Raw genomic sequence first — 14,829 nt, 5'->3', positions numbered from 1 at the left:
ACTATCTATTATTGAGAGAAGATTGGGGGAATTAAAATGTCTAAAGCTTACGGTTGGGCTGGAAGTATACTTAGAGTTAACTTAACTACAGGGGTAATTTCAGCAGAAGAAACGTCTAAATATAAAAATTATATTGGTGGAATGGGATTCGGCTATAGAATAATGTGGGACGAAGTACCCGTTGGGACAAAACCCTTTGATGCTGAAAACAAAGTAATTTTTGGTGCAGGTCCTTTAACAGGAACAGGTATGCCCTGTAGTGGCAGAACAAATATTACTTCATTACTGCCATCAAACCCATATCATTTAATTACAGATAGTCATATGGGAGGGCACTTTTCACCTGCTATGAAATATGCAGGATGGGATGCCATTATTATTGAAGGTGCTTCCGATAAGCCCGTTTGGTTAAAAATAGAAAATGATAATGTATCCATTGAAGACGCCTCTGGTTTGTGGGGTAAGGGCACCTTCGATACAACAGCAGAAGTAACTAAAATGATGGGGGATAATACCCATGTAGCCTGTATTGGTCAGGCTGGAGAAAATATGGTAAATTTAGCAACGATTATGACAGGAAAAAGTCATTCAGCTGGTGGACATGGTGGGATTCTTGGTTCCAAAAAGCTTAAGGCTATCGGGATCAGAGGAACTAAGCCAGTAAATATTGCTGGAGACCGTAGTGAATGGATTGAATTAGATAAATATATGATGTCTTTAATAGGAGCAAACAATCAACATGTAGTGCCAAATTCTCCTCAACCATGGGCAGAATATCATAACCCAGGAAGTAGATGGACAGGAAAAGAAGGACTCTACTGGGGAGGGGCTAATCCACCAGTAGAAACAGGAGTATGTGACCCCCACGACATGAATAGTGTTGGACTAAGAACTCAAAAAGGAGTTTTTGATCATGGCCCTCTAGCGGAAGATCTAACAGTAAGAATGGGTGGATGCCAAGCTTGTCCGGTTAGATGCCATTCTCAGCTAAAGGTATCAAAGCTTAAAGATTATGGTTTTTCTGAGTACATAGCCAACACATGTATGGGATATTTTAGCCCAGGCGGAATTATGATTAAGGGCTGGTCTGATGGTGAAGGTAGGGGTGAAGTTGCGCTTCTAGGTAGAACATTAGGTGCATCCTTAGCCGATGACTACGGGGTATGGTGTAATTATGGACAAATTGGCCGAGATTTTAAGTATGCTTATGAAAAAGGAATCCTTGAAAAGGTACTACCAAAGGATGAATATGATAGCATCCCTTGGGATAAGTTAGAAGCAGGAGACCCTGAATTCTTAGTAGATTTTTATAGAAGAATTGCCTTTAAAGAAGGTGAACTGAGTCATTTAGGTGAGGGAGCTTCTTGGGTTTCTAAGAGGTGGAACTTTGGAGAAGATTTCTATACTGATAACGCCTATAAAATCTGGTCTCCACAGATGGGCTTCCCGGTACACCATAGTAATGAAGCAGCTAGTCAAGTAGGAGCGTTAATTTCTTGCATGTTTAACCGTGATGCTCAATGTCATACCCATATAAACTTTACTGGGAGTGGGTTACCTATCGAGCTACAAAGAGAAATAGCTGGTGAAGTTTGGGGTTCACCTGATGCTTTAGATATTCCTAAAAATTATACTCCAATGAATGAATATAAAGCAAAGTTTGCTAAGTGGAGTATTGTTAGAAACGTATTACATGATTCATTAACCCTTTGTAATTGGATGTGGCCAATGACTCTTTCTCCATTGAAGGAAAGAGGATATCGAGGAGATACTTCATTAGAATCTAAATTTTTAACTTTAGCAACTGGTATTAATTTTACAGAGGCTGAACTAGATTTAGCTGGTGAAAGAATCTTTACCCTACATAGGGCTATGACTGTTAAACAAATGGGTACAATAGATATGAGAAATCAACATGATAGAATTGCTGATTGGGTATTTGATGATGACCCAGATGTAAAACCCTTCACTGAAGGTACGGATAAATTAGATCGAGAAGATATGGAGTTAGCTTTGACAATGTTCTATAAAGAAATGGGTTGGGATGAAAAAACTGGAGCTCCAACTAAAGAAACCCTTGTAAGATTAGGATTAAGTGATGTTGCCGACCAATTGGCAGAACTAAAACTTTTACCATAGGGTCTTCCACAGATCTTTTGCAGGAAGGTAAGATAGGCTTTTTCCTGTCCTACTGATTATTTGGAGGTAAAGAAATGGATCAAGATAATTTTAATACAAGACTTTCTATCGAAGAAGTGATACGTAATATTTCAGCTAAAGCTAGGCTTACAGTTATTGAGGATTTTATACAAGAGCCACTAAGCTTAAGTGAAGAAGAAATAGAAGATAGTATAAGAAAAATGCTAGAAGACGGAAATAATCACGACATTAAAGTCATAGAGGGAAAAAAAGAAAGATATTTTTATTCTGAGAAATATATTACGCCTAATTATGCTGCAATTTTAGAGAAGATAGAAGACGGTAATCTTTTAGAGTTGATAGCTTCAACTGTTCGTCATGAATCCAAGGTGTACCCCCGACCAACTGAGGGTAAACTGTTTTACAAAGCTCCCTTTAATTTTAGTAAAGAAGGTCTTAGTCAGGTGTTAGAACAGATGAAATTAAATGAAGCCTATCAAGATATTAAAGAAGTTGTAGCCTCCAATAAGGCATTATACCTTTATTCAAGTCAATTTATGTCTCAGGTTTATGCAAAAAGCCTAGTACAATGGATAGAAGTAGATCAGTATGAGACCCCATGATGGGAGGCGTTAGGATGAGAGATAACTATGGACACTTTTTAAAGGTTTGCAACGAGGCACCCGTTGATCTTATCGTAAATGGGAGAAAAATTATTACCTTTATGTGTACACCTGAAGATCTTACACCACTTGCAATTGGTTATCTATTTAGTAGAGGTCTGATTACTTCCATAGATGAAATCAAAAATATTGGTGCATGTAATGAAATTCGTAAAATTATTGCTACTACAAAAGAACTATTATCCACTGAAACCCACGGCTTAGGAGTTGTTTTAAGTAGTGCCTGTGGTACAAGTACAAAAGTTTCGGATGACTTCTTAAAAAGAAAAGCTAATGATTCTAAATTACAAATAACGGTACTAAAGTTACGGGAAATGGCAATTAAAATGTTTAAGGATGCGGCTATGTATCAGGAAACAGGGGGCGTTCATTGTGCTGCACTTGTAGACAGTAATGGTATCCTGTATCAAAGGGAAGATATTGGGCGACATAATGCTGTTGATAAAATTATCGGGCATGGATTAATTAATGGAGTAGACTTGACCCATAGTGCTATTATTACTACTGGGAGAATTTCCTCCGATATGATTTTAAAGGCAGTAGCATGTAAAGTCCCAATTGTTGTTTCAAGGAGTATTCCCTCTAGTTTAGCGTTAGAAATTGCTGAAAGTCAAGGAATTACAATTGTGGGAAGAATCGTTTCAAATGAACCCTTTATCTACAGTCACTCTCAACGAGTGGTAAATAGAATGAAGGCAGTATAAAACCAATAGAGAGGTGATTATATGTTTGGAAGATTAGGCACAACCGAATTAATCTTAATTTTAATTATTGCCCTTGTAGTCTTTGGTCCTTCTAAATTACCTGAAATAGGGAAATCAGTTGGTAAAGCCCTAAAGGAATTTAAAGCCCATTCCACCAGCATCACTAAAGAACTTAAGGATGATGAGTAAGTGAACAAATAGGATAAACCCCTACTGAATTGACAGTAGGGGTGTTTTGTGACTAATTTTACACAATTCCAAAAATTTTATGAAGTATGCTATAATATAATTAGTAATAATGATTTTTATAAAAGATTGATTATAAATTGATATATAGGCTTGTATGTTTACTTCATTGAAATGTATGGAGGGGGGATATTTTGTCTGCTAGAGAAACCAGTCCAATGTTAAGTGTTGACCCTATTGAAGGGAGAATTAAATCTTTAATTGGGGTTCTTAATTCCCAAAAGGATGTTAAAATTGTTGAGGAAGAAATCTACTATAATACTGCTAAAAATTTCGGGAAAAGGCTAAATATCACTGACTATGAAATGCTAAGGGAAAAAATGGCTGAATTAGGTATAGGGCAAGTAAGGATTATTTTGATCTCCAACGACAAAATTATTATTCAGTTATACGAATGCTTCACCTGTGGCGAAATGGAATATATAGGAGACCCTATTTGTTATTTTGAAGGGGGAATATTGGCGGGTGCCATTAGTAATATATGTGGACAAAATATGGATGCCGTTGAATCAAAGTGCAATGCTTTAGGTGATGACTATTGTGAATTTGAATTAACACCTAGACGAGATAGTTTAAATCCTAATTCAGTTATAGATAACTTAAAAAAAGAAGATAATATGATGAATTTAACCCTTCATTCATTAAAGTTAGCTAAAAGCTACAATAAAATAGAAAATAGGACAAAACATTTTTATGATATTAATCTGCGTTTAAATAAAGCTCTAAAAAAAGCTCTTGAAATAAATGACTTTAATAAAAAAATGTTAGACAATATGCCAAACTCCTTAGCTTTAATAGATGGGAATGGTGTGGTTATAAAAGTTAATAAACAATATCAAGAAATTTTAAATATTAATTCCCATGAAGTTGAAAAAAGAAGTACAAAAGCCTTAAGTTGGAACAGTAAATATGAAGAAGTCTTAAGAACTGGTAATGCTGCTATTTGGCAGGAGGCTATTAACAATAATGAATATATCATATTTGAAAGCGCCATTGATGAAGAACAGGGAATACTACGACAATTAATTCCGATAGAATCAGAGTTTGTTAAGCTGTTATTAGATAAAATCTCTTTTTTAGAGAAAGAAATGAAATATTATAAGCACAAGATTATGGAAAAAGGTAAAGGTGTCAACGATATAGATGATCTATCGGTAAAGTCTGAAAAAATGAAGGAAGTTATCTTGTATATGAAAAAAGTATCCAGTACAGATACTACAGTACTATTAAGGGGAGAAAGTGGTACAGGTAAGAGTATGTTTGCTAAAGTAATTCATAAGGAAAGTCTTAGAAGAAATAATCCCTTTGTAAGCATAGATTGTACCACCATACCTGAAAACTTCTTTGAAGCAGAATTATTTGGTTATGAAGCAGGTGCCTTTACTGGTGCCAATAAAAAGGGGAAACTTGGGAAGTTGGAATTGGCTGATGGGGGTACGGTTTTTTTAGATGAAATTGGAGAGATTCCAATAGAAACACAATCAAAATTATTACGTTTTTTACAAGAAAAAGAATTTGAACGCATTGGTGGTGTTACCACTAGAAAAGTGGATATTAGAATTATTGCAGCTACCAATCAAGATCTAGAAAAAATGGTTCAAAGGGGGGAGTTTAGAAAAGACCTTTACTACAGATTAAATGTTATTAATATTACGCTACCACCTTTAAAAGAGAGATGGGAAGAAATACCGAGTCTTACTAATAAAATTTTATTGGATTTTTGTAGAGAAGCTGGAATCGACTTAAAAGAAGTCGGCGAAGAGGGAATGAAAGAACTGATTAATTATGATTGGCCAGGTAATATTCGTGAATTAGAGAATTTAATAAAAAGATTAGCCATCAATTCAGAAGGGAAGATTATTTCTAAAAATGATATTGTAAAGGAATTATCCATTACTGCAGGGGTTATTTTTCCTGCTTCAAATACAATTCAAGAAGTAATGCCATCTGAAAAGGAGAAGATTATTAGGGCTCTAAAGGAATGTAATTTTAATAAAACTCAAGCTGCAGAAAAATTAGGGATTACCCGTCAAACCCTTTATAACAAATTAAAAAGGTATCAAATTTAAACATCATTTTTGAGGGATAAACAGTACAGAACTGTAAAAATAAACTGTAAAACTGTAAAAAGGAATTTTACATTGTAAATTTCTTTTTTACAGTTTTTTTCTTTTTGAACTAGTTTTCAATTAGTGAGTAGGAAACCTATTTTGATAAATTAAAATCATTTAAGTCTTCCATAAGGGGCAGTAACAATGGGTTTAGACAATGACAACGACATAATATCTTATTGACTCAGCCCTAGAAATTAAGCTTGGCATAAATATTGCGATATATCATTATTATGAAAATTCGTATAAAAATTCTTAAGGAGGGATTCTATGGATCAAAGGAAAATGAAGTTTCTTGACTCTGACCCCACTCGTTGTTTGGGTTGTAAAGGATGTGAGTTGGCCTGTGGGTCAAGAAAGGCTTCTATCTATCAAACACAAAATAAAAGCGAAAAGAGAACAGTCGTACCTAATATTATCGTAACTCAGGGCTTAGATGAAATCATTCCAGCCTACTGCAGACATTGTGAGAATGCCTTTTGTGAAAAGCTTTGCCCCACCAAAGCGATAGCTAAAATAGAGAATGGGGTCGTTTTATTAAATGAAGAAAAATGTACAGGGTGTGGTATATGTCAGCAGGGATGTCCCTATGGAGTTATAAGCATGAGCCCTTTAATAAAGGATGGGAAAAATAAAAACGTAGCAAATAAATGCGATCTATGTAGAGATAGACAATTAAATGAAGAAGCCCCTCTTTGTTACCTGGCCTGTCCGACTAAGGCCCTACGTTTAATTTAGATATAAAAAGATATTTCTAAATAGAGAGGATGATCTAAGTGAATAAATGCTCTAATGCTTCAAATCAATGCTTAATTAATAAAGCACAAGAAGAAAAAATTGATCTGGTTTGGGATCGTTACGAGAAAATGAAACCCCTCTGTGGTTTCGGAGAAAAAGGGATTTGCTGTAGAATCTGTATGAAGGGGCCATGTCGTATAGACCCATTTGGAAATGGTCCTCAAGAGGGAATTTGTGGTGCTAATGCAGATACAATTGTAGCCAGAAATTTAGTTAGAATGATGGCGTCTGGTACTGCTGCCCATTCGCTACATGGTAAAGAGATTGCTAAAACCCTTTTACATGTGGCTCAAAAGACATCAAAAAGCTATCAAATAAAAGATGCAGAAAAATTAATGAACATCGCTAAAAAAATGAATATTGATATTGAAGGTAAAGATCTTTATCAAATTGCAGAAGAAGTTGCCTATGGTAGCTTAACCGATTATTCTCGAATTGAAGAAGAGCCCTGTACTTGGTTAAGTAATAGTATCCCTAAAAAAAGGTTAGATAAGCTTAGGGATTTAGGGGTAACTTTAAATAATATCGAATCTTCTGTAACAGATATTATGTCAAGAACCCATTTAGGGACCGATGCAGACCCTGTAAACCTATTGTTGGCAGGTTTAAGATGTTCTTTAGGAGATTATACGGGTATGCAAATTTCTACTAATCTTTCAGATGTCTTATTTGGAACACCAGAGCCTGTAATCAGTGAAGCTAATCTTGGGGTTATTAAAGAAGATGCAGTCAATATTGCTGTTCATGGGCATAATCCTTTATTAAGTGAAATTATTGTTGATGTTGTTGATGAAATGCAGGAAGAAGCCATCAAAGCTGGTGCTGCTGCTGGTATAAATATTGTAGGGGTTTGTTGCACAGGGAATGAGGTTTTACTTAGAAGAGGAATTCCTATGGCATCAAATTATCTTTCTCAAGAACTAACCATCTTAACAGGAGCCTTAGAAGCAATGGTGGTGGATGTACAATGTATCATGCCATCCTTATCTAAGATTGCCTCCTGTTATCATACAAAGCTATTTACAACAATGCCAGATGCTAAGATTCCGGGGGCTACCCATTTAGAACTTCATGATGAACATGCAAAAGAAAATGCTAGAGAGATCGTTAAGCAGTCAATCGAAGCCTATAAGCGAAGAGATACAGGAAAGGTTTTAATTCCAGAAGGTAAGAATAAAATTATTGCAGGATTTAGCACAGAGTCTATTGTAGGTCTGTTAAGTAAGATCAATAAGGAAAAGCCCTTAAGTCCCATTATTGATAATATTGTTAATGGAAATATAAGGGGTGTTGTTTTATTTGCAGGTTGCAACAATGTCAAAATTACACAAGATCATAACTTTGTTACAATGGCTAAAGAACTTTTAGCCAACAATATTTTAATATTGGCAACTGGATGTGGAGCAGGTGCTTTTGCCCAGAATGCTTTAATGAACTCAGAAGCCACCAACCGTTATGCAGGAGAAAGTCTTAAAGCTGTACTAACTCTATTGGGGAATGAGGCAGGCTTAGAAGCTCCCTTGCCACCTGTACTGCACATGGGCTCTTGTGTTGATAATAGTAGGGGTGTAGATTTAGCAGTAAGTTTAGCGAATGAACTTGATATCGATCTTCATCAACTACCTTTGGTTGCATCGGCGCCAGAAGTAATGAGTGAAAAGGCCATTGCCATTGGAACTTGGGTAGCGGGATTAGGGGTACCCTTACATATAGGTGTGATGCCACCTGTTGAAGGAAGCCCTCTTGTAACAGATGTCTTGACCTCTGGGCTAAAGGATATTGTAGATGGCTACTTTATCGTTGAGAAGGAACCAGAAAAAGCAGCAGCCAAATTAATCCAAGTGATAGAAGAAAAAAGAGCAGCTTTAAAGATTACCTCCACCATAGAGGAGGGGATTTAATGACCTTTAATATTAAGGAATATGACCAGATTAACCACTGTATTCAGTGTAGTACACCGATTAAAGTTGTAAAATTGGCGTATATTAAAAAGAAGATTGAAGGGATATCAGAAAATGAATTAAAGACGCTAAAGCTGTGTAGTAAATGTAAAAGAATCTATAAATGGGTTTAATAGAAAGGAGGAAGCTTATGAAGATTGCAGTAACTGGAAAAGGTGGAGTAGGTAAAACAACAATTTCTTCTTTAATGGCAAGACGTTTAGCTGATAGAGGTTATAAGGTGCTGGCAATTGACGCCGACGCCGACGCAAACTTTGCTGCTGCTTTAGGGATAGATATTAAAAATCAGAAAGGCCAACCAATTGCGGAAATGGAAAAATTGATAGAAGAAAAAATGGGGACAGGAGAAAATACAGGACAAGGACTTTATACTTTAAATCCCTTTGTCGGCGATATACCAAAGCGTTTTTCAATACACCATAAAGGGGTAGATTTTTTAGCTGTGGGGACAGTAAAAAAAGGTGGAGCTGGTTGCTATTGTGCTGATAATAAATTATTGAAGAGATTATTAAATCATTTAGTTGTTCACAGACAAGAGACCGTTATTATTGATATGGAAGCAGGTTTAGAACATCTTTCTAGAGGGACAGCCCAAGGGATAGACGCTTTTATTGTGGTGGTTGAGCCAGGACAAAGAAGTCTTGAAACAGCAATTAATGTTAGAGACATGGCTAATGATATTGGGGTAAAGAAAGTTTATGTTATTGCCAATAAGATAAGGCACGAAGATGAATTAAAGCTAATTGAAAACTATTTAGAGGGGATGGAATTTTTAGCTGTAATTCCATATAGCAGTGCCGTATCTACTGCAGACTTAGAAGGAAAGTCACCTGCTGATTTTGTAAATGAGGAATTAATTAAAACCATCGATTTAATTATTGAAAGGTGGAATTAACCAAGAATATCAGTCAATTAAGTTTAATAATAATTTGATATGATCATAGAATAAGACCCCTATTGTAAATTAAGAATACAGTAGGGGTTAATTTATATGCCACTAAATATAAACCGTTAATTTATAAAAAAGTAAAGTAAAAGTGAATTAACAAAATTACTTTTAAACACTGACAGGCTTATGGCAGAGTTATAAGATATAATGGCTCTAGGAAGTGCTACGATCCACTACCTCAAAAGGTACTAATTTTGTATAAGGTGATAGGGCTATGATAAATACCAATAAATAATTCGTGTTAGGTAGGTGTATATCAATGAATTGGTTTGAGATTAGACAGTTGGATAAAAGAACATATATCATTAGTGAAAATAAACATTATGAAAAAACTAATATCTATTATTTAATAGGTGAACAATTTAATGTATGTATTGATAGTGGAATGGGACTTTATAAATTAGGGAATCTTTTAGAGATGATTGATAATAAAAAAAGGTGTGTCATTACAACCCACGCCCATTGGGACCATATTGGAAATCATGACGAATTTGATATAGTGTATTTCCATAAGAAGGCTCAGACACTCTTAAAAACAGGAGAACTAACACCTCTAGATATGATAAAAACTGAAATGGTAAGAGGTATTTCTGAAGAAGATATTCCTAACAATTTTGAAGTGGAAAAATATCAACTATATGATGGTGAAGGTGGAACTGTTATTGAAGATGGAGACATCATTGATTTAGGAAACAGGAAATTGGAAATTATTCATACGCCTGGTCACACTCCTGACTCTATCAGCATTTTAGATAAAACTACAGGCTATCTTTTTGTAGGTGATTTTATATATAAGGGAGCTTTGTATTGTGGTGCTTCCAATAATAATCCAAAGGAATATCTCACTTCACTAGAAAAATTGATTCAGAGGAAGGCTGAAATTTCAAGTGTATTTTCAGGACACTATGAGGTTCACTTCGGGAAGGAGTATTTAAATAAAGTATACAAAATATTTAATCAGGCAGAAAAAGAGGGTAAACTTATTAAAGGTGTAGGTAAATATTGCTATGAAGGAATAGAAATAATATTATAATATAAAATTTAAGTATAGTTAGATATTTACTGGACTAAAGAAGTATGGTATAGTCGTAATAATAATAGGGTAACTATGTAAGAATTAAACACACTTAAGACAAATATATCTTTAAGAGGGCTGAAGCAAAATGAAATTCCTAAAAAAGTTTTTATTTCATAGAAGTATTTTTGTAGCTGTGGCAATTTTACTACAGCTATTTGTTCTGATTGCAGTAATCTTAAGATTTAATAACTACTTTGTTTTTTTCTATGGAGGAAGCATTGTCATTAGTATTGTTGCTGTATTGGGGATCATTAATAACCAAATGAATCCAGCCTACAAGCTTGCATGGATTATTCCCATTTTACTATTTCCTATCTTTGGGGGATTATTTTATCTTTTCTTCGGGGGAAGAAAATTGAGTAGACGAGCAAAGGAAAAGATGAGATCCATAGGAGAAAAAACTAGAAAAGAGCTTCCTATAAAAGATGATCTTATAGAGGAGATTAAAGCAAAAAATGAAACTGCAGCCAACCAGTCGAGATATATACAAAACTACGCCTTTTATCCACCCTTTAAAAATTCCACTAGTGAATACCTTTCAATAGGAGAAATGAAGTATGAAAAACTTAAAGAAGAGCTAAGAAAAGCAGAAAAATATATTTTCTTAGAATACTTTATTATTGAAGAAGGAGAAATGTGGAATAGTATATTAGATATATTAGTAGAGAAGGCAGCAGCAGGTTTAGACGTTCGTATTATCTACGATGATGTTGGTTGTTTATTTACCCTACCCTATGGATACAACAAAAAACTTGAAAAAATGGGGATCAAATGTAGCGTATTTAATCCTTTAATTCCTATATTATCACCTAAGCTTAATAATCGAAACCATCGTAAAATCACCATCATTGATGGACATACGGGTTTTACGGGGGGGATTAATTTAGCGGATGAATATATTAACAGGTTGGAAAAATATGGTCACTGGAAAGATTCTGCAGTCATGATAAAAGGAGAAGCAGTATGGAGTATGACGGTAATGTTCCTTTCTATGTGGGGTTACCTCAGGGGAATTAAAGAAGACTTTGATCAATACAAGTTTGATTTTTCTCAGCTAGATATTCAATTTAATGATGGAGATGGCTATATTCAACCCTTTGCTGATAGCCCTTTAGACGGAGAAACCGTAGGGGAAATTGTATATCTGAATTTAATTAATAAAGCACAAAAATATGTTTATATAACAACCCCTTATCTAATTATAGATAATGAAATGGTAACTGCTTTAACCTCTGCCGCAAAGGGAGGTGTAGATATAAGGATCATTACTCCCCATCTTCCTGATAAATGGTATGTTCATTCTGTTACAAAATCCTATTATCGAATCCTTATTGAAAGTGGTGTCAAAATATATGAATATCTTCCTGGATTCATCCATTCGAAAACCTATGTTTCCGATGATGATTATGGTGTTGTTGGAACAATCAATATGGATTACAGAAGTCTTCATTTACACTTTGAGTGTGGAGTGTGGATGTATCATAATAGAGCCATTATGGAGATGAAGAAGGATTTTCATAAGACCCTGGAGATTTGCAAAGAAATTACACTAGATGAGGTGAATGGTGTTAGCTGGTATAGGTCATTAGGTCGCTCTATACTACGGGTTTTTGCACCCTTAATGTAGTAAACTCAAGAAAAAATATAAAAAACAAGCATCGGATATTAAGCACAATTATGATTAATATCCGATGCTTTCTTTGTTTGGTGAAAATATGTTAATTTATTTATTAATCACAGCAATACTTTTCAATACCTGATAGCAGAATTCTAATGAGGTTTTTAATCTCCCTTTCACTATAATCCTCTAGCATATTAATTTGAATCGCATTATAAAGTCCAAAATAAACAAGGTATATGAGATCTACTATCTGTTTAGGATCAGTAGCTCTTCTTATTTCACCTTTTTCGATTGAACGAATAACGTAGTGAATCTTTTCTTGATAAATATCTTCAATAAGTTTGTCTTGAAGTTTTTTTATAGGAGCTAATTCTTCTATGGTATCAATTCCAAAAAAGAAATTAAGGCCATATTTGGTGTGTCTTTCAGCACAGTCATAGACAACAGCTTCAATAAAACTGATGATATGTAGATCTTGAGCAATGATTTCTTTGTGGGTTTGCCTGAGATCTGTTTCATAGTGTTGAAAGGCGGCTTTATATAAGCCCAATTTATCCTTAAAATGATAATAAATAGGACCTCTAGAAATGCCAAGGGCATTTGTAATATCCGTAAGATTAGTGGCAGCGTATCCCTTCAGGGAAAATATCTCAAGGGCTTTTTGAACTAAAACATTTGCCAAGTTTTTTTCATTTGTATCTACAGGTATCATAAAATGGACCACCTTAAATTTGAGATTTTTTTTATTTTAGCATATTTAATATGTTAACACAATTGTTATCAAATAGATAGGGGGTCTATACATTGACGCATGTTTAACAAATTAATAATTATTAAGTGATTAAAGATATATATTAAGATGAAACGGCTATATAAAGGGAGAAATTAAATTGTTAAAAAAATATCTTGAATTATTATAAGTTTAAATATATAATAAAATCGTATTATACATACATGCATGCATAATAAAATTTAGGGGGAATTCAAATGTTTAGGAAAAAAGGATTTTTAATCTTTATTTCTGTTTTGTTAATGGTAGGGCTTTTAGCAGGATGCACAACTTCTAACAACCAAACTGTTGTAGAGAATAAAGAAGTTGAAGGTAGAGTAATAGAAAAAGATGTATTGGTAATTGGTGGAGGAGCAGCAGGCTTAGGGGCTGCAATTGAAGCAGCTGATGAGGGAGCTTCTGTTATATTAGTTGAGAAAATGCCTTATCTTGGTGGAAGTACCTTAATTTCTGCGGGAATTATGTATGGGGCTGAAACACCAATTCAAAAGCAACAAGGGGTTACAGAAACATGGGAAGACTTAGCATCCTATTGGATTGAGATGGCAGAAGGTAATGTTGATGTAGATTTAATTAATTACATCGCATCCCATTCAGGTGAAACCTTTGCATGGTTAGAGGAGCAAGGCGTTGAGTTCTCAGATGTTTTATCTCCTCAAGGGGTTAGTCCTGCCCTTAGGGGTCATACACCAAAGGAAGGTAGAGGTATGGGATTAATTCAACCTTTAGAAAAGACTGCAAGAGAAAAAGGAGTCGAAATTCTTCTAAATGCACCAGCAACAAAACTACTGGTAAATGATAATAATGAAGTAGTTGGCGCAGAAATAGATGAAGATGGAGAAACGGTTATTATCAATGCTAAAGCAGTTATTTTAGCAACAGGAGGATATGATCGTAACCCCCAATTGATAGCAGAATACGCACCAGTGGCTAATCGTTATACTTCCTACTCTGCTGTTGGTAACGTTGGGGATGGTTTAGTAATGGCAAGGGAAATTGGCGCAGATATTCTATCAAAAGATGGTGTGATTGGTTTTAAAGGAATGGGGCCAGATTATCCCTATACAACGCCTTTAGGTGGACTAGTTTTTCTACCAGGATTATATGTTAATCCCAATGGAGAGAGATTTGTACAGGAAAATGAACATTATGCTGTTGTAGTTGATATTATGGCTAATAATGGTTATGATGCCTATTACACAATTCTTGATAAAAATGCACCAGCAGAAGTGATTGAGTCAGGCATTGAGGACGGCTATGGATTTAAAGGTGAGACAATTGAAGCTTTAGCGGAGGCCATTGGTTTACCAACAGAAAACTTAGTAGCAACTGTGGCACGATATAATGAATTAGCTGAATTAGGAGAAGATAAAGACTTTGGTAAAGCTGGAGGATTAAATGCAATTGAAGAAGGTCCCTTCTACGCAGTAAAGGTGACACCAGCTATGATTGGTTCTTTTGGGGGACCAAGAGTTACTTTAGAAGGTAGAGTTTTAAATACAGAAGGAAATGTTATTAAAGGCTTATTTGCAGCAGGTGAGGTGGCTAATGGTCAGCTTTACTATCAAGTTTACCCTGCAAGTGGTACTTCAATAACCATGTCCTTCACTTTAGGTAGATTAGCAGGAAGAGAAGCGGCTAGAGAAGTAAAATAAGAAAAAATAAAACAAGAAATTAAAACAAGAAAATAAAACAAGAAAAAATATAAAAAATAATCCCCTTGTCCAAACTGATAAGGGGATTATTTTT

Annotated in this window: 13 protein-coding genes; 12 read left to right on the top strand and 1 reads right to left on the bottom strand. The window is 34.9% G+C overall.

Annotated features, from left to right (window positions below):
• The first annotated feature begins 36 nt into the window (after window positions 1-36).
• The 11 genes from T335_RS0108725 (at window position 37) to cls (ending at window position 12,296) form a co-directional block, all read left to right on the top strand.
• A complete protein-coding gene (locus T335_RS0108725) occupies window positions 37-2,139 on the top strand; it encodes an aldehyde ferredoxin oxidoreductase (RefSeq protein ID WP_026477211.1) in 2,103 nt (700 codons plus the stop codon).
• A 74-nt stretch (window positions 2,140-2,213) separates the two neighbouring features.
• Entirely contained in the window at window positions 2,214-2,762 is a 549-nt protein-coding gene (locus T335_RS20230; RefSeq protein WP_051569213.1) for a hypothetical protein, read from the top strand.
• A gap of 14 nt (window positions 2,763-2,776) precedes the next feature.
• On the top strand, window positions 2,777-3,526 hold the full coding sequence (gene fdhD, locus T335_RS0108715) for a formate dehydrogenase accessory sulfurtransferase FdhD (RefSeq protein ID WP_026477210.1): 750 nt from the start codon (window positions 2,777-2,779) through the stop codon (window positions 3,524-3,526).
• A 21-nt stretch (window positions 3,527-3,547) separates the two neighbouring features.
• Entirely contained in the window at window positions 3,548-3,715 is a 168-nt protein-coding gene (tatA, locus tag T335_RS0108710) for a twin-arginine translocase TatA/TatE family subunit (protein ID WP_026477209.1), read from the top strand.
• Window positions 3,716-3,906: 191 nt separating this feature from the next.
• Window positions 3,907-5,841: a sigma 54-interacting transcriptional regulator gene (locus T335_RS0108705; RefSeq protein WP_242837269.1), complete on the top strand. Its 1,935-nt coding sequence runs from the start codon at window positions 3,907-3,909 to the stop codon at window positions 5,839-5,841.
• A 312-nt stretch (window positions 5,842-6,153) separates the two neighbouring features.
• Window positions 6,154-6,621 (top strand): 4Fe-4S dicluster domain-containing protein, encoded by a 468-nt coding sequence (locus T335_RS0108700; protein ID WP_026477207.1) that lies wholly within the window; start codon window positions 6,154-6,156, stop codon window positions 6,619-6,621.
• A 38-nt stretch (window positions 6,622-6,659) separates the two neighbouring features.
• Window positions 6,660-8,582, top strand: coding sequence for an anaerobic carbon-monoxide dehydrogenase catalytic subunit (gene cooS, locus T335_RS0108695; protein WP_026477206.1), 1,923 nt, complete (start codon window positions 6,660-6,662; stop codon window positions 8,580-8,582).
• Window positions 8,582-8,755: a Mut7-C RNAse domain-containing protein gene (locus T335_RS22240; protein ID WP_156943657.1), complete on the top strand. Its 174-nt coding sequence runs from the start codon at window positions 8,582-8,584 to the stop codon at window positions 8,753-8,755. The genes cooS and T335_RS22240 overlap by 1 nt, the downstream gene beginning before the upstream one ends.
• Window positions 8,756-8,772: 17 nt before the next feature.
• Window positions 8,773-9,537 carry an ATP-binding protein gene (locus T335_RS0108685; RefSeq protein ID WP_026477205.1) on the top strand — a complete coding sequence of 255 codons (765 nt, stop codon included), beginning with the start codon at window positions 8,773-8,775 and terminating at the stop codon, window positions 9,535-9,537.
• A gap of 313 nt (window positions 9,538-9,850) precedes the next feature.
• Window positions 9,851-10,624 carry an MBL fold metallo-hydrolase gene (locus T335_RS0108680; RefSeq protein ID WP_026477204.1) on the top strand — a complete coding sequence of 258 codons (774 nt, stop codon included), beginning with the start codon at window positions 9,851-9,853 and terminating at the stop codon, window positions 10,622-10,624.
• A gap of 130 nt (window positions 10,625-10,754) precedes the next feature.
• Complete coding sequence (gene cls / locus T335_RS0108675; protein WP_026477203.1) at window positions 10,755-12,296, top strand: cardiolipin synthase; 1,542 nt, start codon at window positions 10,755-10,757, stop codon at window positions 12,294-12,296.
• A gap of 103 nt (window positions 12,297-12,399) precedes the next feature.
• On the opposite strand, the gene T335_RS0108670 is transcribed toward cls, so the two are convergent.
• Window positions 12,400-13,002 carry a TetR/AcrR family transcriptional regulator gene (locus T335_RS0108670; protein WP_026477202.1) on the bottom strand — a complete coding sequence of 201 codons (603 nt, stop codon included), beginning with the start codon at window positions 13,000-13,002 and terminating at the stop codon, window positions 12,400-12,402.
• Between the two features lie 275 nt (window positions 13,003-13,277).
• On the opposite strand from T335_RS0108670, the gene T335_RS0108665 reads away from it, so the two are divergent.
• Window positions 13,278-14,735 (top strand): FAD-dependent oxidoreductase, encoded by a 1,458-nt coding sequence (locus T335_RS0108665; RefSeq protein ID WP_026477201.1) that lies wholly within the window; start codon window positions 13,278-13,280, stop codon window positions 14,733-14,735.
• Window positions 14,736-14,829 lie beyond the last annotated feature (94 nt).

This window comes from Alkaliphilus transvaalensis ATCC 700919, from assembly GCF_000621485.1.
GTDB lineage: Bacteria > Bacillota > Clostridia > Peptostreptococcales > Natronincolaceae > Alkaliphilus > Alkaliphilus transvaalensis.
The sequence above is the reverse complement of the archived record's forward strand: the minus strand, read 5'-3'. Positions and strand labels throughout refer to the sequence as shown.